This window comes from Hymenobacter negativus (assembly GCF_017571495.1).
In the GTDB taxonomy this organism is placed as follows: domain Bacteria; phylum Bacteroidota; class Bacteroidia; order Cytophagales; family Hymenobacteraceae; genus Hymenobacter; species Hymenobacter negativus.
This window is the reverse complement of the sequence record NZ_JAGETZ010000010.1, coordinates 195,118-215,214: the sequence shown is the minus strand read 5'-3', so window position 1 is coordinate 215,214 and position 20,097 is coordinate 195,118. Positions and strand designations below refer to the sequence as shown.

The 20,097-nt window shown below is 60.2% G+C and carries 17 protein-coding genes; 8 read left to right on the top strand and 9 right to left on the bottom strand.

Going from position 1 to position 20,097, the window contains the following annotated elements:
- The first annotated feature begins 98 nt into the window (after positions 1–98).
- The gene (locus J4E00_RS19795; protein WP_208177000.1) at positions 99–674 is read left to right on the top strand and encodes a helix-turn-helix domain-containing protein; all 576 of its coding nucleotides are present in this window, start codon (positions 99–101) and stop codon (positions 672–674) included.
- 124 nt (positions 675–798) lie between these two features.
- Positions 799–1,959 carry a TIGR03364 family FAD-dependent oxidoreductase gene (locus tag J4E00_RS19790; RefSeq protein ID WP_208176999.1) on the top strand — a complete coding sequence of 387 codons (1,161 nt, stop codon included), beginning with the start codon at positions 799–801 and terminating at the stop codon, positions 1,957–1,959.
- Positions 1,960–2,102: 143 nt separating this feature from the next.
- Here J4E00_RS19790 and J4E00_RS19785 read toward each other — a convergent pair whose 3' ends face one another.
- Both J4E00_RS19785 and J4E00_RS19780 read right to left on the bottom strand, forming a co-directional pair.
- On the bottom strand, positions 2,103–2,525 hold the full coding sequence (locus J4E00_RS19785; RefSeq protein ID WP_208176998.1) for a hypothetical protein: 423 nt from the start codon (positions 2,523–2,525) through the stop codon (positions 2,103–2,105).
- A gap of 48 nt (positions 2,526–2,573) precedes the next feature.
- Positions 2,574–3,002, bottom strand: coding sequence for a hypothetical protein (locus J4E00_RS19780; RefSeq protein WP_208176997.1), 429 nt, complete (start codon positions 3,000–3,002; stop codon positions 2,574–2,576).
- 507 nt (positions 3,003–3,509) lie between these two features.
- Between J4E00_RS19780 and J4E00_RS19775 the strand changes: the two genes are divergently transcribed.
- The gene (locus J4E00_RS19775; protein ID WP_208176996.1) at positions 3,510–4,004 is read left to right on the top strand and encodes a ferritin-like domain-containing protein; all 495 of its coding nucleotides are present in this window, start codon (positions 3,510–3,512) and stop codon (positions 4,002–4,004) included.
- A gap of 150 nt (positions 4,005–4,154) precedes the next feature.
- Entirely contained in the window at positions 4,155–5,042 is an 888-nt protein-coding gene (locus tag J4E00_RS19770; protein WP_208176995.1) for an RES domain-containing protein, read from the top strand.
- Positions 5,043–5,050: 8 nt separating this feature from the next.
- On the opposite strand, the gene J4E00_RS19765 is transcribed toward J4E00_RS19770, so the two are convergent.
- The 5 genes from J4E00_RS19765 to J4E00_RS19745 all read right to left on the bottom strand — a co-directional run bounded on the left by J4E00_RS19765 (position 5,051) and on the right by J4E00_RS19745 (position 14,274).
- Positions 5,051–6,700, bottom strand: a complete 1,650-nt coding sequence (locus tag J4E00_RS19765; RefSeq protein ID WP_317196649.1) for a family 43 glycosylhydrolase — start codon at positions 6,698–6,700, stop codon at positions 5,051–5,053.
- 57 nt (positions 6,701–6,757) lie between these two features.
- Positions 6,758–7,819, bottom strand: coding sequence for a family 43 glycosylhydrolase (locus J4E00_RS19760; protein ID WP_208176994.1), 1,062 nt, complete (start codon positions 7,817–7,819; stop codon positions 6,758–6,760).
- Positions 7,820–7,898: 79 nt separating this feature from the next.
- Positions 7,899–9,521 carry a RagB/SusD family nutrient uptake outer membrane protein gene (locus tag J4E00_RS19755; protein ID WP_208176993.1) on the bottom strand — a complete coding sequence of 541 codons (1,623 nt, stop codon included), beginning with the start codon at positions 9,519–9,521 and terminating at the stop codon, positions 7,899–7,901.
- A gap of 33 nt (positions 9,522–9,554) precedes the next feature.
- A complete protein-coding gene (locus J4E00_RS19750) occupies positions 9,555–12,689 on the bottom strand; it encodes a SusC/RagA family TonB-linked outer membrane protein (protein WP_208176992.1) in 3,135 nt (1,044 codons plus the stop codon).
- A gap of 499 nt (positions 12,690–13,188) precedes the next feature.
- Positions 13,189–14,274, bottom strand: a complete 1,086-nt coding sequence (locus J4E00_RS19745) for a cellulase family glycosylhydrolase (protein ID WP_208176991.1) — start codon at positions 14,272–14,274, stop codon at positions 13,189–13,191.
- A gap of 346 nt (positions 14,275–14,620) precedes the next feature.
- On the opposite strand from J4E00_RS19745, the gene J4E00_RS19740 reads away from it, so the two are divergent.
- Positions 14,621–15,721, top strand: a complete 1,101-nt coding sequence (locus tag J4E00_RS19740; protein WP_208176990.1) for a glycoside hydrolase family 43 protein — start codon at positions 14,621–14,623, stop codon at positions 15,719–15,721.
- 101 nt (positions 15,722–15,822) lie between these two features.
- Here J4E00_RS19740 and J4E00_RS19735 read toward each other — a convergent pair whose 3' ends face one another.
- On the bottom strand, positions 15,823–16,524 hold the full coding sequence (locus tag J4E00_RS19735; protein WP_208176989.1) for a DUF421 domain-containing protein: 702 nt from the start codon (positions 16,522–16,524) through the stop codon (positions 15,823–15,825).
- Positions 16,521–17,258 carry a DUF421 domain-containing protein gene (locus J4E00_RS19730; RefSeq protein ID WP_208176988.1) on the bottom strand — a complete coding sequence of 246 codons (738 nt, stop codon included), beginning with the start codon at positions 17,256–17,258 and terminating at the stop codon, positions 16,521–16,523. The genes J4E00_RS19735 and J4E00_RS19730 overlap by 4 nt, the downstream gene beginning before the upstream one ends.
- A gap of 352 nt (positions 17,259–17,610) precedes the next feature.
- On the opposite strand from J4E00_RS19730, the gene J4E00_RS19725 reads away from it, so the two are divergent.
- The 3 genes from J4E00_RS19725 to J4E00_RS19715 all read left to right on the top strand — a co-directional run bounded on the left by J4E00_RS19725 (position 17,611) and on the right by J4E00_RS19715 (position 20,055).
- A complete protein-coding gene (locus J4E00_RS19725; protein WP_208176987.1) occupies positions 17,611–18,030 on the top strand; it encodes a hypothetical protein in 420 nt (139 codons plus the stop codon).
- A gap of 2 nt (positions 18,031–18,032) precedes the next feature.
- Entirely contained in the window at positions 18,033–18,944 is a 912-nt protein-coding gene (locus J4E00_RS19720) for an isoaspartyl peptidase/L-asparaginase family protein (protein ID WP_208176986.1), read from the top strand.
- A 253-nt stretch (positions 18,945–19,197) separates the two neighbouring features.
- The gene (locus J4E00_RS19715; RefSeq protein ID WP_208176985.1) at positions 19,198–20,055 is read left to right on the top strand and encodes a cyanophycinase; all 858 of its coding nucleotides are present in this window, start codon (positions 19,198–19,200) and stop codon (positions 20,053–20,055) included.
- Positions 20,056–20,097 lie beyond the last annotated feature (42 nt).

The window sequence follows — 20,097 nt, the reverse complement described above, 5'->3', positions numbered from 1 at the left end:
TGTTGACTAATATGCAACAAAGGTAATCATGCGAAAACCCGCTTCCTGTTCTCTCCAACCTCACTTTTACGTTATGGTTTTATGCCGAACTTGCTCCCATGAAGCACGATAAGTTGAGTTTAATCGGCCTCCGCATCCTGGAGTTGCGCAAAGCCAAAAAGATGAGTCTGCGTGAATTGGCTAAACGTAGTGGCTTATCGGCAGGCCTGCTATCTAAAATCGAAAACTTCCGCACCGTGCCCTCGCTCTCTGTACTGGTCGAAATTGCCAACTCACTGGAGGTTGACGTGTCGGTGCTGGTCAAGAATATCAACGGCGACCCGGCTACGCCCTACCTCCTGGTTCGGGCTGGCGAGGGCCGCCCCGAACAGCGCGACGACTCCAAGGGCCTGCTTTATAACTACCTGCTCTCGCAAAACCTGGCCAATTACACGTTGCGTGTCAACGAAGTCCACCTCAGCCCACAAACGTATCGCAAGCCCCTTTCCACGAATGCCCTAGAGCTAGTGCATGTGCTGGAGGGCGTGGTGCAATACGGCTTTAAAGACGAGGAAATAAGCCTGGCTCCCGGCGACACCTTGTACTTCGATGGTTTGGCTGCCCACTCAGTACGCAACGATACTACCCAGATTGCGCGCCTATTTAAAGTGTACCTGTTACGCCATACCGATTAATTTCTGACGGCCGGATTCCGGCTTCGTTGCCCTCAGAAGTAACGCAGTCATAACGGCTATGCGGTTTCATTGGCGGCAACACTTGGCTAGGTTTGCAGCACGATATAAGACCAGCGCAACCGCCATGCACAACTCGTACGATTTAATAGTAGTGGGCGCTGGCGCCTTAGGCACTTTCCACGCCTATTTTGCCCTGCAACGTGGGCTGAAGGTGCTGTTGCTCGAAAAGGATGCCCGCCCGATGGAGGCCACCGTGCGCAACTTTGGTCAGATTATTACCTCGGGAATGGCCGAGGGCGAATGGTTCGACTACGCCCGCATAGGCCTCGAAACCTACCAACAGATTCAGGCCGAATATGACATTTCCATCCGGCAAAATGGCTCGCTTTACCTGGCTTCGACAGCCCTGGAAATGCAGGTGCTGGAGGAAAAGCATGCCCGGTACCAAGCCATTGGCTACCCGTCACGGGTACTCACAGCTGTGCAGTGCACCCAGCGCCTGCCTGCAGTGCGCGCCAGCTACTGCGTGGGCGGCCTCCTGTTCGAGCAGGAAGTGACGGCCGAGCCCGACCAGCTCATTCACCGGTTGCTGGCCTACTTGGTGGCCCGCTACGAACTCGACTACCGCCCGGCTACCCCGGTGCGCGAAGTCACGGCCGGCGCAACGGGCGCAACCGTTGTCGATGCTCGCGGCCAAGTCTACACGGCGGCCCAGGTGCTGGTGTGCAGCGGCCGCGACTGCAAGCTGCTCTTTCCTGAAGTATTCGCCCAGAGCGACTTGCAACTGTGCAAGCTGCAGATGCTGGCCACCTACCCGCTGCCTCAGGTTGCGTTGCCGGGCTCGGTGCTCACGGGCCTGAGCCTGCGGCGCTACGCGGCTTTTAAGTCGTGCCCGTCGTTTGGCGAGCTGCTGGCCGAGCCGATGGTTGCTGATTTGCGCGAGTGGGGCATTCATATCCTGTTCAAGCAGGCCGTGGATGGCTCCATCATCATCGGCGACACCCACGAATATGCCGACTTAGCTCAGGCCGACAACCTGGACTTCAACAACGCCGACCAGCTCAACCAGCTCATGCTCCGGGAAGCCCGGCGCATCATCGATTTGCCCGACTGGCGTATTCAGCGCACTTGGAACGGCTACTACACCCAAAGCAAGTCGCGGGAAATCTTTCAATATTCGCCCGACCCGCGCATTCACCTCGTCACCGGCATCGGTGGCAAGGGCATGACCAGTGCCTGTGGCTTTGCCAAGCAGCACCTGACGCAGTTGGGGTATCAGGCCTGAATAGGCAGCGCGGACCCATCATAACAAGTAAGCCCCAGTGGAGCGGCACCCGTTTGATGAGTGCCGCCCTACTGGGGCTTAATTATAAATGCTATGGTCTTAATTACTTAATCAGCAAGCTTTAGCCAAAGCCAAAGAGGCGACTAGCGAGTGGTGCTACCCGAAGTGCTGCCACTGGTTCCGGAGCCGCTGGTGCTGCCCGAGGTGCTGCCGCTTGAGCCCTGGCTATGGCTGCTCTTACCACGCCGGCCACCCGAACTGCTGCCGCTGGTAGAATTGCCCCGCGAGCCTGAAGTGCTGCTCGTGGAGCCGGAGGTACTGCCCATGGAACCCGACTTAGAGCCGGCTGTCGACCCCGTCGAACCGGAGGAGCCGCTCATTGAGCCCGAAGTACTGCCGCTGGTTGAGCCGGCGGTGGTGCCCGAAGAACGGCCACTGGTCGTGCCCGAAGTGCTACCAGAGGTACTGCCACCGCTAGTGGTTTGACCATAGGCAGTGCTGGTGGCCAGGCCTAAGCCCAGCAAAAAGGCCGCCGTCCGCAACGGCTCTAAAAGGTGCTTTTTCATAAGTTATAGAGAGAAAGGATGGGAAAAAGACAGTTTATCAACTAGCTCTTATTGGCCTGTGGTACCGCTCGTGCTGCCACCCGCGGTAGTGCCACCGGAAGTAGTGCCGCCCGCCGTAGTGCCTCCAGTGCTGCCGCCGGATGTAGTGCCGCCAGCGGTGCTGCTGCCAGAGGTATCGCCGGTAGTGCCGCCCATAGAGCTGCCCGTAGTGGCTCCTCCGCCTGTGCTGGTGGCCGAGCTGGCAGTGCTGCTGGCGTTGCCCCCATCAGTAGAACCACCGCCACCGCTCATCTCACCGCCGCCAGCCGTTGAGCTGCCGCTACCGCTCATGTCGCTGGTGGTATCAGCGCTGGCTTCGGTGCCGGAAGCGGGAGAGTCGCCGGCCGTATCAGAGCCTTTGTTGTTGCTGCATGCGGCTAGTTGGGTGCCAACAAGTGCCAGGCCCAGCAAAGCGAGCCGAAAAGATGATTTGTGCATGGTATGCTTAATAAGTAAGGGGAGATGTGTGAAAGGATGTTTGGCTATTATACGATTGACAATGAATGGGAAGCGGCGGGAATACCACGTATTTTGGCAAGGAAATACGTAAGGAAAAACACGGTAAATGCATCTAAGTAACCGTGCCTATTCACACTGCACTGCTGCCGCTAGTCCCTGCTTTGAATTGGAAATCCTTTCCTGTCGCCTGCCCATCGCTCTTGCGTGGAGAGCTGCGCTCCGCTTGCGCGAAAACTGCTGATTCGGGAGTAACTAACGCGTATTTGCTTACTGCGTATTTCCTACGTATGCCCGGTTGGCAAGCGAGAGGCAAAGTGCTCAAATATTTAATAGTCAATAATCTATCGGTCTTATAAAATGCGTTGAGTAAACCAGGACAGGCATTGGCACAATTAACATCGCCGCAAACAAGGACGTATGAAATGAGGCCGATAGCACCAGGATATCCTGGCAATCTGCTCATTTTCCACCCTTTCTACTCTCCTTATGTTTGACAAACTCGAAACCCTCGACGACCTGTTTGAAATGCAGCTCAAAGACCTGTACAGCGCCGAAAGCCAACTCATAGAAGCCTTGCCCCTCATGGCCGAACGCGCCAAGGACGGCCGCCTGCGGGCGGGCTTCACCAAGCATTTGCACGAAACAGAAAAACAACTTCAGCGCCTCGAAAAAATTGGCGAATCCCTGGACCTTGACCTCGACGGTCACACCTGCCAGGCCATGAAAGGCCTTATTGCCGAAGGCCAGGAAACCATGTCGGAACGTGCGACCGAAGAGGTGATGGATGCGGCCCTTATTGCGGCCGCCCAGCGCATCGAGCACTACGAAATATCGGGCTACGGCACTGCCGCCCACTTCGCCGAGCGTCTTGGCCACGACCAGGCTGCCGAACTGCTACGCCAAACCTTGGACGAAGAGCAACTCACCGATACCAAGCTCAACGACTTGGCAAAGAACTACATCAACCAGAAAGCAGTGTAACTAACACTCATTCAACACAGTATTGCCTTGAAGAAATAGCTTGCGCTATACTTATTCCTGTCCACGGTATTCTATTGTATCAGCTATAAAAATGCCCGCGCTAGCGGGCATTTTTAGTTAAACCCCTGCTTACGGCTTTCCCGATTTGCGATGAAAACGTGCGATTCCGACCTTACCGCTGCCCGAGTTAAGCGCCAACTGGCGTCGCTCCGGCACCTTGATTTGCAGCAGCACACCATCGATGACTTGGTGGGGCGCGTGCGCGAACTGCTGGAGGGCCACCCACTGCGCTGCCTGGAATTTGCCCCTGGGCTGTTGCTCTACCGGGGCATTATGAGCGAGGGCCTGCCGGCGCGCCTCGCCGATGTGTCGTACCCGCCGGCCGACCGGGTGCGTCACGACCAGCGTGCCAACCGGGCCGGCGTGCCCATGTTCTATTGCAGTGCCACCTGGCACCCGCCCTTTTTCGAGGCCCACGTGCAGCCCGGCGACGGCATAGTTATCACGCGCTGGCAAACGCGGCAGCCGCTGCGCATCCTCAGCTTCGGCTGCGCCGATACCTGCGCCGACGACCCGCACTCGGACCGCGAAACGGCTCTGCGCAACGCTTTGGCCCAACTGCCGGACGAAACGCGCAGCATTGCTGCCTTCCTCACCAGCACCTTCACCAAAACGGTGGCCGACGACAACCAACACCACTACCGCCTGTCCATTGCCGTGGCCGAGGCCTGCCAACTAGGCCAGGCTTTCGATGGCTTGCTGTACCCCTCGGCTGCCATGGCCTCGCCGGCACATAACCTGGCCCTGCACCCCAGCTGCCTCGATGCCGGCAAACTGACGCTGGATTACGTGGAGCACCTGCGTGTTAACCACGTTTCGCCCGACACAGATGTGCTGGACGTGCGTTCGCTCGACATTGCCTACGGCGCCGGCCCCGATGGCCGCTTGCACTGGCAGGGCCGCCCCGGCAACTGGGTGCTGCGCGAGGGCAGCACCGCCACCGACTGCTGGCTTGAAGACGGCGAATGGCGCTGCTAGCACCCACCCTACAGGCGGCTATCCAGGGCGAACCGCTCGAACGCGGCCGTCACGGAGCCCGGGCCTTGCGCCACTAGGCCCACGCGTACGCCCCGGTCCCAGGGCGGCAGAAACTGGCCGCTGATGGCGCCGTTGTTGGCCAGCGGGTTGGTCCAGGATTTCCCGTCGGCGCTGTAGGCGAAGCGGTATTGGTTGCCCTCGCTCACCTGCACCCGTAGCTGCAGGGTGTTGGCAGCGCTGGTCGGCAGGTTAGTTTCGGCCAGGATGCGCTGCTTGCCTTCGCGCCGCTCCCAGAGTTGGAGCTTGCCGCCGCCTACAGTGAGCGCCAGCGTGTTGTTGGGGTCGCCGATGGCGGCCAGCCCGGCAGTGCTGCCGGCGGGTAGTGTGCTGGCAGCCAGCAGGGTGGTGCTGGCTGTGTAAGTAGCAGTGTAGATGGAGCGTCCCAGCGCGGCCCCGCCTTTGTCGGGGTGGGCGGTGAGGTGCAATTGGCCACTGCGCACGGCAAACTGCGGTTTGTCTTCTACCGGCCACTGCCAGCCCAGGGCCAGTGTTGGGCTGGTAAACTCGTCGGCAAAGGGCTGCGCGGCGGCCTTGTTGATGGCGGTGGGCTTGCTGTCGGTGGGCAGGAATTCGGGCCAGCCGGCAGTGTTCCATACAAACTCACTTAGCACGCCCTGGCGCCCCACATTCTCGAAGCTGCTGCCGGAATAGGCATGGTGCAACATAAACCAGCGCCCGTCGAAGCCCTGCGTAACGGTGCCGTGACCGGGACAGCGCCAGGCCGTGCTGGATTTGATAAGCGGGTTGGCAGGGTCTTTTTCCCAGGGACCGAGCAGCTTTTTGGCCCGGGCCACGCCGGCACCGTAGGTGCAATTGTGCCCGCAGCAGCCATTAGCGGCATAAAAAGCGTAGAAATAGCCGTCGTGCCGTACCACACTTACCCCCTCTACCAGGTTGCCCTCCCACGGTACGGAGTTGCGGAACAGCTCTGTTTTTTCGCCGGTGAGGGCAGTACGGTCGTCGTTCAGCGGCTGCGCCCAGATGGGCGTGGGCTGGTTCACGCTGTTGCCGTCTTCCTTCCAGATGAGGTAAAGCTTGCCATTTTCGTCGCGCATCGGGAAGGCGTCAATCGAGCCATCGGCCTGACCCACGAGCGGGCCGTGGTCACGGTAGGGGCCCTCGGGGCGGTCGGCACTGGCCACGCCCACAGCCAGGTTGCCGCCCTTTTTGTGCGCACAGTAGAACACGTAGGTTTTGTTGCCTTCCTGGGTTACTTCCGGGGCCCAGAAATAGTAGTCGGCCCAGTCGGGCAGCTTGTCCGGAAAGACGTAGCCGGTCAGCTGCCATTGGGTCAGGTTTTTGGAAGTGAGCAACGGGAAGACTGGACCCCAGTTCGACGACGTGGCCGACGCCCAGTACGTGTCGCCAATCTTGGTTACGGATGGGTCGGGGAAGTCGCCGGGCAGCACTGGATTAGCCAATACGAAGGCCGGTGGCGCGGCTGGGTCGATGACGCGGGTACCCTGGCCGGCGGGGTGCTTGGTAGGGTTGGCGGTTGGCGGCGCCAGTGGCTTACGAGCTTTTTGGGGTTGCTGACAAAGGCCGGGCTGGCTGGCTACCAAAGTGAGCAAGAGTATTTTATAGGCGAGTCGAAGCACAGGCGAAGCGTTTGGGGTGGGATTCTGGGAAGAGCAGTTTAGCAAGCGCTACATTTTCTATTCGCCACCCGGCCGGGGCAAAGCCGTGCCAACGGCTACCGGAGAGCCGAAGTCAGGCGTACCGTCGGCGCGGTAGGTGAAGGGCTGCATGCGGGGGCTGCGCAGGTCGCCGCAACCCTGACCGGTGAGCGGATTGGCATGGTAGAGTATCCAGCTCTGTTGGCCGTCTTTCGAGGTGAAAAAGCTGTTGTGCCCCGGGCCGAAGGCGTTGCCAGCCGTGTTCTTAACGAATACCGGCGTGGGCGACTTGCTCCAAGCCGCTGCATCCATGGGGTCGGCGGTGCTGCTAGCCGTGAGCATGCCCAGCGCATAGTCGTCGGTGCTGCAATGGCTGGCGGAGTAGATGAGGAATGTTTTGCCGCCGTGCTGCAGGATTTCCGGTCCCTCATTCACTTTGGGCGTCCCATTCAGCTCCCAGGCTAGCTGGGGCTGGCTCAGGCGTACCCGCGGACCAGTGACGGAAGAGGGCGTACTGAGGCGGGCGATGTATAGGTTCTGCTGCTCCGAGCCCACTTCCTGGCCCGACCACACGAGGTAGCGCCCACCGTTTTGCTCCAGAATAGTGGCATCGATGGCCCACAAGTCCTGGCCGGGCACAGCGAGCTGGCCTTTGTCGGTCCAGGTGCCGGTGGTGGGGTCGGCATTGGCGTTTTCGAGCACCCACAGGCGCTGGCCGCCGCAGCAATTGCCGGGACCGGCCGTGTAGTACACATACCACTTGCCATCCAGGAAGTGGAGTTCCGGCGCCCAAATGTCGCGCGAGTTAGGGCCAGTGGCCGGCGGCGTCCAGATAACCTTGCTCACGGCCGAGCCTAGCTCACTCATCCTGGCCGTTTTCCACAAGGTCAGGTTGCGGCCCGTGGTGTGCATGTAATAGTAAATGCCATCCTTCTGAGTCACCCACGGGTCGGGCCCGGAAGACAGCAGCGGGTTGGTGAAGGTAATGGCCGTGGTGGGCGGCGTCACCGGCGGATTTACGGCTGGCTCGGCGGCTTTTTTACAGCCGGCGGCGCTGAGCAGGAGCCAGAAAATCAGCAAAGAGCTGCGAGATAATAGCATGAGTGGGGGATTTAGGGGCCGCTTAATAAGGAACTCCCCTGGCTCCTAAGCAGAAAGGCGCCAGGGGAGTATTTTGCGGCTAGTAGCTAGGGTTTTGCTGAAGCTTGTTCAAATCAACTTCGGTCTGGAGTAGGGGTAGCAGGCGGGATTTGCCCACTACAAAATTGTTGAAGTCTGGGTCGTGGGCTTTGAGCATGTTCACGTCGGTTTGGTTCTCGAGCAGTCCCCAACGCTGCAGGTCAAACCAGCGTACACCCTCGCCGGCCAGCTCGGTGGCGCGCTCGTGCATAAGCTGGGTATGCAGCGTGGTCCGCGTGAAGCCCGAAGTGCTCAGCGGCGCTAGGCCCGCCCGCTGGCGCACCCGGTTGATGAGTGGCACGGCCGTGGCGGTCTGGTTTTGCTCATTCAGTGCTTCGGCTTGCAGCAGCAGGATGTCGGCGTAGCGAATCACGCGCTGGTTGATGGGCGAGTCGAAGTCCTCGAAGGTGCGGTAGTAGTCGGTCTGGTACTTGCGCCAGTAAACCCGCCCCAGGTTGCGTGAGTCGCGGCGGTAGCGGGTCACGAATCCCACGCCGTACACCGCAGTGTCGGCATCGATGGGCTGGGAGGTAGGGAATTGAGTCTGGTCGCGGCGGTTGTAGAACACAGTGGCCGCTAAGCGCGGGTCGCGCTGACCAGCGGCGGTGGGTTCCTGCAAGAACTCGCGCACCACCCAGGGCCGCACTTCGCCGTCGCCAAAGCCCGCCCCCGGGAAGCCCGTGCCGGGCTGGCCCGGTATTTCCGCAGTGCCGGGGATGCCCCAGAACTGCGAGCGCTGCCCGCCCTGCGACGACGTGGCATCGGGGCCGTTACCTGAATCATTGCCGCCCTTGTTCATATCCGAAAACTGCACCTCGAAAATCGACTCCTGGTTGTTTTCCGTCGTGTGGCGGAAGTTGTCGGTGTAAGCTGCGGTCAGGCCATAGCCGTAGGTTGGGGCATCAATGATTTTGGCAAACTGGGCCTGGGCATCGGCCCAGCGGTGGTTTTGCATGTAGGCTTTGCCCAGCAGCGCAATGGCCGCGCCTTGGGTGGCCCGGCCCACATCGGCGCCGGTGTAGCGCGCCGGCAGGTCGGGCTGGGCTGCCTGCAGGTCGCTGATGACCTGGGCCCACACCTGGGCTTCGGTGCCCTGGGGCGGCACCACGTTGAGGTCAGTGGCCGTGGCGAGCACCAGCGGTACGTTGCCGTAGAGCGAGGCGAGGTTGTAGTAGCACAGAGCGCGCAGGAAGCGGGCTTCGGCCAGCACCCGCTTTTGCAGCGTGGCATCCATGCCCTGAATGCCGGGCACTTTGTCTAGAACCTGGTTGCAGCGGAAAATGGTGCGGTAATGGTCGCGCCAGATGTTGTTCGATACCTCGAAGTCGTAGTTAACCTGGATGAAGTGCGTGAAGTCGGCCAGTTCGCCCCAGGGGCTTTGGCTGAAGCCGATGTCGTCGCGCAGGTCGAAGGCAAAGTTGAGCCAGCGCCGGTACATGCCCAGCCCTTGCAGACCAGCGTAGCAGGCGGTGGAAGCCCTCACCGCATCGTCGCTGGTTTTCCACGCCGATTCCGTGGTGGGCAGGTTGGGGTTGGTTTGGTCGAGCAGGTCTTTCTCGCAGGCGGTAGCGCCCAGCAGCAATGCGCCGGCCAGCCCCAACCTTGTCAGAAACGTAACTTTCATAGCAAAAGCGAATTAAAGTTGGAAGGAAAGGGCCTAGAAGCCCGCCTGAATGCCCAGCGTGAACGAGCGCAGGTTGGGGTAGGAGCCCTCATCGACGCCACGAGCCAGGTTATTACCCAAGGTGTTGAAGGCGCCGCTGCCTACGGTTTCGGGGTCGTAGCCGCTGTAGTCGGTCACCGTAAACAGGTTTTGGGCGGTGGCCACAATGCGCAGCGAAGCCAGGTACTTGGTGGCTTCGAGGGCAGTTTTGGGCACGGTATAGCCCAGTTGTAGGTTTTTCAGGCGCAGGTACGAGCCGCTTTCCAGCCAGCGCGTCGAGTTGAAGCGGGCGTTGTTGCCGGCCGCGTCGCCATTCTGCGGGCCGCCCGATTTAATGGCCCGCGGCGTGGTTGTGGAGGGATTATTGGGCGTCCAGGGGCTGAAGTCCGCGCGGTAGTTGCTGTTGTCGGCGGTGTTATCGGTTAAGAACTTCGAGAGGTTCATTACATCGTTGCCCTGCACGCCCTGGAAGAAGGCCGTCAGGTCGAAGCCGCTGTAGCCCAGGTTCAGGTTCAGGCCATATTGCAGCTTGGGGAACACCCGTCCCACGTGGGCCCGGTCCTTGTCATTGATGATGCCGTTGTTGTCCAGGTCCTTATAGCGCACGTCGCCCGGGGCCAGGCCGGCCGGAATGTTGGCATCGCCGGTCTGGTAAATGCCGTCGAATTGGTAGAGGTAGAACGAGCCCACCTCGTAGCCCACTTCGGTGCGGGTAATATCGCGCGGGCCGCCGTTAAAGAAGTTGGCCGCGCCGCTGCTTTCGCCGCCAGCGGTGCCCAGGTCCAGCACCGTGTTTTTGATGGTGGTGAGGTTGGCCGTGGCGCCGTAGCGGAAGGGATGGCGGTCGTCGTTGTAGCCCAGCAGGAACTCAAAACCTTTGTTTTCCAGCTTGCCCAGGTTGCGAAACGGGTTACCACCGGCGTTGCCGAAGGTGAGGGGCAGATTGGGATTAACGAGGGCATGATAGGTCTGCGACACGTAGTAGTCGGCCGACAGCGTCAGGCGGTCCGATATAAAGCCAGCGTCGAAGCCCACGTTGGTTGTGCGGCGGTCTTCCCATTGAATGCCCGTGCTGGCATAAGCCGTCTGAATGGCGCCGTTCTGAACGCCCCCACCCAGCACGTAGTTGGAGTTGGTGTTGATGAAGCCCTGTGTTAGGTAGGAACCCCCGTAAGCGCCCGCTAGTAAGTCGTTGCCCAGGCGGCCGTACGAAGCCCGCAGCTTGAGATTGGAAACGCTGGTGATGCCCTCAAAGAAAGCTTCCTTCGATATCCGCCAGCCCACCGAAGCTGCCCCGAAATTACCCCAGCGGTGGGCCGGCTCGAAGCGGGAGGAACCATCACGGCGGAAAGCGGCCGTAAGTAGGTAGCGCTGGTTGTAGTCGTAGGTGGCCTGCGCAAAAAATGACTGCTTGGCCCACTCGTATGACGAGCCGATGGCCTGCGGCGTCTGGCTGCCGGCATCCAGCGCCCAGTAGTAGGTGGGCCCGGTGCCGTAGCCAAAGTTCACGGCCCGCGTAAACTCCTGGCGGAAGCGCTGCTGGCTGTAGCCGCCCACCACGGTCACGTTGTGGTTGCCAAAGCTCTTGTCGAAGGTGAGGGTGTTTTCGGCCATGCCGAACAGCTCGTTGCCCTGGTCTTCGCCAAAGTTGGACAGTTGGGTGATGTCGTTCTGGCGCCAGATGCCGTATTTCCGGCGCTGCTGGTCGTGGAAGGCGTGGAATTCGGTGGCCAGGTTGAGGCGGTAGCGTAGGAAGTCGAAAATCGACACCTCGCCATACACGTTGCCTTGCAAGCGGTTCGAAGTGCCTGTATCATTCAGCAGGTCCTGCGACGCGATGGGGTTCAGCCCGAAGGTGCTGGCGTTGCCATTGCCGATGCCAAAGCCGCCCGGCACCGTGGGGTCGTATACGGGGTTCACGGGCAGCATCTGCACCACGTTGTAGAAGGGCGAGCCGTAGCTGGGAATGACGTTCAGCCGGTTTTGGTTGGTGCGCGAGAGCATGGCATTTTCGCCGAAGCGGAAGCGCCCGCGGTTGAAGCTCGTGTTCACCCGGAAGCTGTAGCGCTCAAACGTGGGACCCTGCACCGTGCCCTTCTGGTTGAAATAGCCGCCCGATACGTTGAATGTCGAGTTAGGCCCACCGCCCGAAAAGCCCAGGTTATAGTCCTGAATCGAGCCTTGCTTGAAGAATTCCTTCTGCCAATCGGTATCGATGCCGGCCGGGAGGTTGGCGGCGTAGGGCTGCCGCGCAATGCCGGCATTGTCGTACGCCTGATTGTTAACGGCCGCCCACTGCGCCGCATTCATCAAATCGAGGCGCCGGACCAGGTTTTGCACCCCGCCATTGGCGCTGAAGTTGATGGCCGTGGTGCCCGCCTTCCCTTTCTTCGTCGTAATGATAATAACGCCGTTGGCTCCCGATGCGCCGTAGGGCGCCAGCGAGGCGGCATCCTTCAGCACCTGCACCGACTCCACGTCGGCCGGATTGAAGTCGCGCTGGCCCCCCTGGTTCTGCACCCACAGCCCGTCGATGACGTAGAGCGGGCCGCTGCCGCTGGCAATGGTGCCCAGCCCCCGAATGTTGATATTGGGCGCCTGGCCCGGCTGCCCGGAGTTGGTCACCTGCACGCCCGGCAGGCGCCCCTGAATGGCCTCGCCCACGCTGGCCACCGGCGCCCGGCGCACGTCCTGGGCGCTCACCGTCGCCACTGAGCCGGTCACATCCTGTCTGTTTTGGGTGAGGTAGCCCACCACCACCGCCTCGCCGAGCTGCTGCACGTCCTGGCGCAACGTCACGGTCACGGGGCCGCCGGTGAAAGCCACCTCCTGTGCCACGTAGCCCACCGATGAGAACACCAGCGTGGCGCCCGTCGGTACATCCAGCGTAAACTCCCCGGCGGTGTTGGTGGAAGTGCCGTTGCCGGTGCCCTTAACGAGGACTGTCACGCCGGGTAGGCCTTCTCCTTTTTCATCGAGCACGCGGCCGGTTATTGGGGCTGCTGGGTGGGCGCCAGCGGTGGGCAGCAGGGTCGGGGCCGGGCTAGCCATCAATTGCTCTGGCGAGAAGCCGAGCAGCGCTGGCAGCATGACCCCCAGCGCAGCTCCCCTTAGTAAGTTGTTTTTCATGGAAGAGAGTGGGAATGGTTTTTAGTAAAACTAACCGCCATTTTATCTCTCGCAAACGTTTGTGGTAATGCGTCGCTTTATGGTTGAGGTTGCTATTTTGTCATTATTAAGGATACTTGATTCGAGTTAATTTCAGAATCTGTCAATAAGCCAAATATCAACTAGCTCAGCAATAGATTCTATATAGCATAAAACCATAAATGCTTGACAAATAATGCGAGGCTGATAACATCATCAGCAAGCTTATGCGTCAGCCCCGGCTTCAGAACCGCCTTCTATTAGCGTAATTAGTAAAATAACGGGGCAATGGTTTTTGAAAGAAAATCAACAAATTTTTCTATTCACCATTGATTACCCCGATTTTGCTCTGAAATTCAGCAATCGTTTGCAGGGCATGGCACTACCACCAGGCCTCTTTTTCCTGTTAACTGAGGACATCATGCTTAGGTGCTTTGCTTGACAGCTCAATGGCTGGATTGTCGTAGCAATGATGCCTGCTTTAGCGGCCACTCAGCTTTTTAATCAGCTCCGTTTCATCGCGGCGGTAAGGGCTGCCATCACGGCGGAACACCTCGTGGAACCACTCGTTGGGCTCGCTGCCATCGGCCAGCGGAGTTTCCCAGGCGTACTTGGTATTGGTCTTGCCCTCGACCAGGCCCCAGTTGATGGCACCCACATTTTCCTGTTTCAGCAGCGGCATGGTGTTAACAAAGCGGCTGTTGCGCGGGCGGGCCATGTACTCGGTGCAGAGCAGGGGCCGGCCGTGCGTGCGGAGCAGCTGAATGAGGCGCAGGTGCGTGGCCACTTCGTCGTAGCAGTGATAGGTGATGATGTCAGAATGCAGGGCTTGGTAGGTGTTCAGGGACCCCAGGTCCCAGGCCCAAAGGCCCACGCTCAACGGCTGCTCGGGGTTCACGGCGCGGGCCCAGGCGAAGACGTTGCGCAGCAGCGGTAGGGAAGTCAGGCGCTTCTCACTATTGCCCGGTTCGTTGTACAAGTCCCAGAGCAAGATGCGCTTGTCGTGCCCAAACCGCGTAAGCACCGCCTGCACATAAGGCTTAAGCGCTACGAAGGTGGCCGAGTCGCGCGAGGCCGGGTCGCCGGGGTCCTGCACCCAGCCGGAGTTGTGAATGCCGGTTTTTGGTGCGGGCTGCGTGCCGGGCTGGGGCCCCTTGTTCCAGCAGTCGTCGAAGAACACGAAGATGGTCTGGATGTGGTGCTTGTCGGCGATGCTCAGGTAGTTGTCTACCCGTTGCACGAAGCCAGCCGGGTCCTGCTGCCAGGCCATGCTGTGAAGAAACACCCGCATGGTGTTGAAGCCGATGCCCTCGGCCCAGCTTAGCTCCTGGTCGATGGTTTGCGGGTCGAACGTGGCGGCCTGCCACATTTCCAGCTGGTTGATGGCTGTGCTGGGAATAAAGTTGGCCCCGCTCATCCAGGGGTGAGCCCGGTACCAAGCATTGGCCTTTTCAATGGACCACACCTGCCCCGCTGGTTGCGTCTGGGTTTTGGTCTTGGTTTTTTGCCCGTGGGCCAGCGGGGACAACAGCAACAGCGCCCCAAGTAGTAGGTGTTTGATAGCCATGGCGAAGGCAGCGTAATGAACGAGCTTGACCGAGCTTCAGCCAGCTAATTCGGGTGGGAAAGGAGCTGGAAGGTAGGCTGTAAGCACTTGCTGATAAAAGTATTGGGATGATATTTATCCCGCTCGCAGGCCGCCTCAATCTCTGCCGCGGAGCGGAGATACCAGTTCTGCACGAATGGCTGTATCGTGAACTTCATGAGTTCGTGTGTTACGAAAGCTGCCTTCAAGCGCGGGGCCGCAGCGTCCACAGAGCAGCTCGCCACACTCCCCTGACGGTGGGGTTACCCGCAAGCACAATGCGTATGACAGTCAAGACATCTCCCTCAATCCCACCCATCTCTTGCCCATGAATCACTCGATGCTGCTGCCCAACCCCGCCGTTTCCCGCCGCAACTTCCTGCGCTATTTAGCTGCTGGTGGCCTGCTCACGCTGCTGCCGGCCGGCCCGGCGCAAGCTGGAGCCCGCACCTACATCAACCCGGTGCTGGCCCGCAACTTCCCCGACCCATTTGTGCTCAAACATGACGGCGTTTACTACGCCTTCGGCACCACCGGTGAGCACCGCACGACCGATGGCCTGATATTCAGCGTGCTCACCTCGCGCAATCTGGCGGACTGGAAGGATGCGGGTGGGGCCCTCATGCCACCGAAAGACAGCGAGGGCGCACAGTTCTGGGCGCCCGAGGTGGTGCTGCACGAAGGCACGTTCTACATGTACTACTCGCGGGGTGGCGGGGCCATTGCGGCCACCGTGGGCCACCGGCTTCACGTGGCCACCAGCAAGACCCCGCAGGGCCCTTACACCGAAATAGCCCTGCTGGACGTGCCGCAAAGCAAGTTTACTATCGACGCCCACCCCTTCCGCGATACCGATGGCCAGTGGTATCTCTTCTACGCCCGCGATTTTATTGACACCGACAATGGCTACCTACCCGGCACTGGCCTGGCTGTGGACAAGCTCACGAGCATGACCCAGCTGGCTAACCAGCCCCACACCGTGATGCGCGCCCGCCACCCCTGGACGCTCTTCGAAGCCAACCGCACCATGCCGCTCTACGACAACCGCACCTTTACGCAATGGCACACGCTGGAAGGTCCGTTTATGCGGCGGCACAACGGCAAATACTATTGCTTCTACAGTGGCGCCAACTTCCTGACCGAGCGCTACGGCGTCGACTACTGCGTGGCCGACAACCTCCTCGGGCCATATTCCGATGCCGGGGCCGAAAAGGGAGCCCGCGTGCTGCACGCGGTATCGGGCCACGTGCGCGGCCCGGGTCACCATTCCCACGTCCTCGGGCCCGATGGCAAAACCGAATACCTCGTCTACCACGCCTGGAACAAAGCAATGACTGAGCGTCAGCTCTGCATCGACCCGCTGGCCTGGACGGCGCAGGGCCCCCGCTGCCAGGGCCCGACGTACACGCCGCAGCCATTACCAAAATAACCGACCTTGTACCCCGAATTTCCAATTCGGCACGCGTTACGCAGGTAATTCAAACGCGAGCCAATTGAAAGTTCAGCCCAGTGGGCCAGGGAGTGGTCAGGTTATGCCCCCAGCACTGCGGGCTGCCACTCCCGTGCCTCGCAACGGGAGCAGTCTGCCGCCGGGGGGTGCGCGCTGGCCTGCAGGTGTCCGCAACTGGCACAGGCAAACTGGCCGTCAGCCTTTTGCTGCTCGTTCCGAAAGGCCTCGTCCACAGCAGGTAAAATGGAAAGGCCGGGGCGGAGCTGTTCGTCATCGAAGGTGAGAATGGAGAAGTTGCCGTTGGCTTCCTGATAGGCGCGGCGCACTTGGCCCAGGTTGCCCACGCTCTCTTTGCGTAGCTGGGCAAATAGCTGATTGCGGGCCAGCACAACTTCCTCCAGCTTGTCGAGGTTCAGACGTCCGTCTTCCACCAAAATGGCCATGTCGTCGAGCAGGGCACTTTCGAAGCGCTTGCTGCGGAAGGCTCGCCAGGCAATGAAGCGCTGGTAGGCAACGACAATAATGGCGATGACGACCACCGGCAGCAGGCCCCGGTCGGCGGCCATAAGGGCCACCCCATTGGCTGCCGCCAACGACACCATGGCAATCATCTCGTTGCGGGTCAGGGGCGAGCCCATGCGGTTGCCCATCAGGCGCATCGACACGACAAGCAGCAGGTAAATGAAAACGATGCGGAAAACGGCCTCGATGTAGAAACTGCCGGGCACTTCGCCCACCAGAATGCGCATCCAGTCGCTGAGGTGAATGTCTTCGGGCTTCATGACAATGCGGGTTCAGGTTGGGGCTGGGCTTCTTTGCGGGGCTGTTTGAGCTGCACGGCCTTGGTCCAGGTGCCACTGTCGCAGCGGGAGCAGTTGCCGGGGTGCTGGCCGGTGGGCTCGGTATGGCCGCAGCGCTCGCAGGCTTGCTGCTGCATATCGGCGGGCTCGGCAAAATGCAGGGCCGTATCCTTATCAGGCAGCACCGAGAGGCCGGGCTTAGGCGGTTGCTGCTGGTAGATGCTGAACTCGCCGTTGGCTTCCATGTACACGCGCTTCACCTGGCCAAGGTGCTGGATTTTGGCCTTGCGCAACTGGGCAAACAGCTGTTCGCGGGAGAGCCGGGCATTGGCCATGGCTTTTAGGTCCAGCTCGCCATCGGCAACTACCTGTTCCAAGTCGCCCTGCACAAGACGCTCGACGGTTTGGTTTTTGAAAGCCAGCCAGTTGATGCCGCGGTAGAGCACCAGCATGCAGCCCAGGGTCATGATGCTGTGGAGCAGGCCCCGGTCGGGCAGCTGCATGGCCACCGATACAATGCCCCCAAGCATTATCATCACCGATAGCTCCACCACGTTGAGCTGGGCGTTCATGCGCTTGCCCATAAAGCGCATCAGCAGTAGCAGAAACAGGTAGATGACGATGGTGCGAATGGCAACCTCCAGCAGAAATTCGCCGGGGTTGTTGCCAATGAACAAGCGGTGCCAGTCACCGAAGTGAATTTCCTCTTTTTTCATACGTAGCAGGTTGTTATGTGCCTTTGGCGGCGTTTTCATCCCGGTTTGCCAACCCACCTCAATCCTGAAGCGGAATGCCACGCCCGGCCCACAATGAGCGGTTCCGGAGGGCAATGCCTGATTTACCCCATTGCCAGACAGAGGGTTATGGAGGGGCTTAAGCCTGCTGAAGTAGAATGATGAAGCGGCATCCAGCTAATAACCAGCTGGTTGGATGGAATACTCAGAGGGGCTTCCGTAGAAGTACGGAGAAAACTAAGTGCTGTCAACGCGCTAAAATCCGTGTTTTTTTCACCGCTGCCAGAACCTTGGGCACCGTTAAAAAGCCTGACCTCTCTTCCCATGCCTAGCTATGAATCCCGAAACAACTTTGGCCGAGGCAGCCGTGCTGACCTTGCCCTCCGCGACCACGTTTGCCGTGCGTCGCTCCACTGAAATACCCGGCTACCACGAGCTTTCCCTGGCCGACGACCACGGCGGCTGTGCTCACTGGGTCATTACGCAGCCCCTCAAGCAGCTCAACAAGCGGCCTGTGCTGCTGTGGCTGCTGGCGGCCTCGCCCCTGATGGGGTCCCTGTCCTGCGTCGAAACCGGCACCACGCAACTGGCCCCGGCCCGACTCGGCGCCACCACCGACCTCAACACTGAGCTGAAGCATGGGGTGCTCCGCCTAAATTTCAACGGCCAGCTGCTGCGTGGCTACTACCGCCTACAATGCCTGCCCACCGGCTGCGGGCAGCTCTGGCAGTTTACACCCATTGGCCACGTATAAGTATGAGCACCTACGCCCTTGTAATTCACGGCGGTGCCGTGACGATGAAACCCGGCGAACTGAGCCCGGAAGAAGAAGCTGCCCAGCGTGAAGGTTTGGCCCAGGCCCTACAAGCTGGCTGGGAAATCCTGCACCGTGGCGGTCCCGCCCTCGATGCCGTGGAAGCTGTCGTGCGTAGCCTCGAAGACAACGAGCACTTCAACGCTGGGCGCGGCAGTGGCCTCACCCAGCAGGGCGAGGTCCGGATGGATGCCGCCATCATGGATGGCCGGAACCTACAGGCCGGCGCCGTGAGTGCGGTGCCTTACGTGCAAAATCCCATCAGCCTGGCCCGCGCCGTGATGCAGCGCAGCCCGCACGTTTGCCTGTCCGAAACGGGCGCCTTGGAGCTAGCCCTCGAACAAGGCTTGGCGGTGAAGCCCCCCAGCTATTTCCTAACCGAGAAAACCCAGCAGCAGTGGCTGGAAATCGTTCAGCAGGAAGGTACTGAAGCCATGCACGACACCGTGGGTGCCGTGGCGCTCGACCAGGCCGGCAATCTGGCCGTGGCCACTAGCACCGGCGGCATTGAGGGCCAGTTGAAGGGCCGCGTGGGCGACAGCCCCATTCTGGGGGGCGGCACCTACGCCAGCAACGACTCGTGCGCCGTGTCCTGCACCGGCGACGGCGAGGTCATCATGCGCGGCGCACTGGCCCACGAGGTTTACGCGCTGGTCAAATACCAGGGCCTGCCAGTGGCCGCCGCCTGCCAGGCCGCCCTTCAACTGCGCGACGACGAGCTGAAGGGCGACAAAGGCATGATTGCCATCGACAAAGACGGCAACATTGCTTTGGAGTTCAACACCAACCTCATGCGTCGTGCCTACCGCGTGGGCGATGGCGAGCCGGTGGTAGCCATGTGGCGGGATGAGTAGAAGGGAAACCGCTTCCGCCTCCTGAATACGCACTAACCGAAAGCCAAAATCCGTATTTCTAGCACTTCTGGGCCTTTTTTGGCGCCGTAGAAAACAATTAGCTTATCGCTGCCAGCCTACAGTTAGGGCGGCGGTGAGCGGGGCCTTTTGCGGTATTCTACCTGCTGCTTTGGCCCCACTTACTTCCACACACGCTCCGTTGGGGCGTGTGGGCCGGTTAACGCCGGGACTTTCTTCATTTTTCCTTCCTTTCATGCCCAATACATTCCCCACACCTAAAGGCAAACTGCTGGTTATTGGCGGCCACGAACAACGCGAGAAAGACGGCCCCTCGCACGAACAGTCGCCCGAGTTCATTTTGCAGCGCTTCGTCGACGAACTGCACAAGAAGGATACCATTGTCGTCATTCCTACTGCTTCGGAAGAGCCCGACGAGGCCGCCCAGGATTACGTGAACGTTTTCTCTGACCTTGGCATCAAGCACGTCGAAGTGCTCAACATTCAAAGCCGGGAACAAGCCAACAGCATCGAAGCGCTGGAAATGCTTAACCGCGCCGATGGCGTGATGCTGACGGGCGGCGACCAGCTGCGACTAACGGCCATACTCGGCGGCACGCTGGTGCTGGAGCGTATGACCGAGCGCTACCAGCGCGAGCCGTTTGTGGTAGCGGGCACCAGCGCGGGCGCCACGGCCATGAGCACGCCCATGATTTACCAGGGCCGCAACGACGCCGGTTTCCTGAAGGATGAAATCCACATCACCACCGGCCTGCAGCTGCTGCGCGATGTGGCCATCGACACCCACTTTATAGCCCGTGGGCGCATGGTCCGCATGGCCCAGATTATTGCTACGAACCCCGGCTGCATTGGCTTGGGCCTGGAAGAAGACACGGCCGTGCTGGTCACCAAAGGAGCCGAGCTGGAGGTAATTGGCAACGGTATTGTGGTGCTGCTGGACGGCCACGAGTGCACCGGCAACACCATTTACCAGGTGCAGCCCGGCGAAGTCTTCTCTATTCGCGACCTGCGCCTGCACCTGCTTGCCAAGGGCCAGCGCTTCACCTTGCCTGGCTTCGCCTCAACCAAAGCCCCGCTGGAAAAACCGGAGTAAACCCCACTCCTGGGGTGACGGCTTCGCTGATTTTTTCTATCA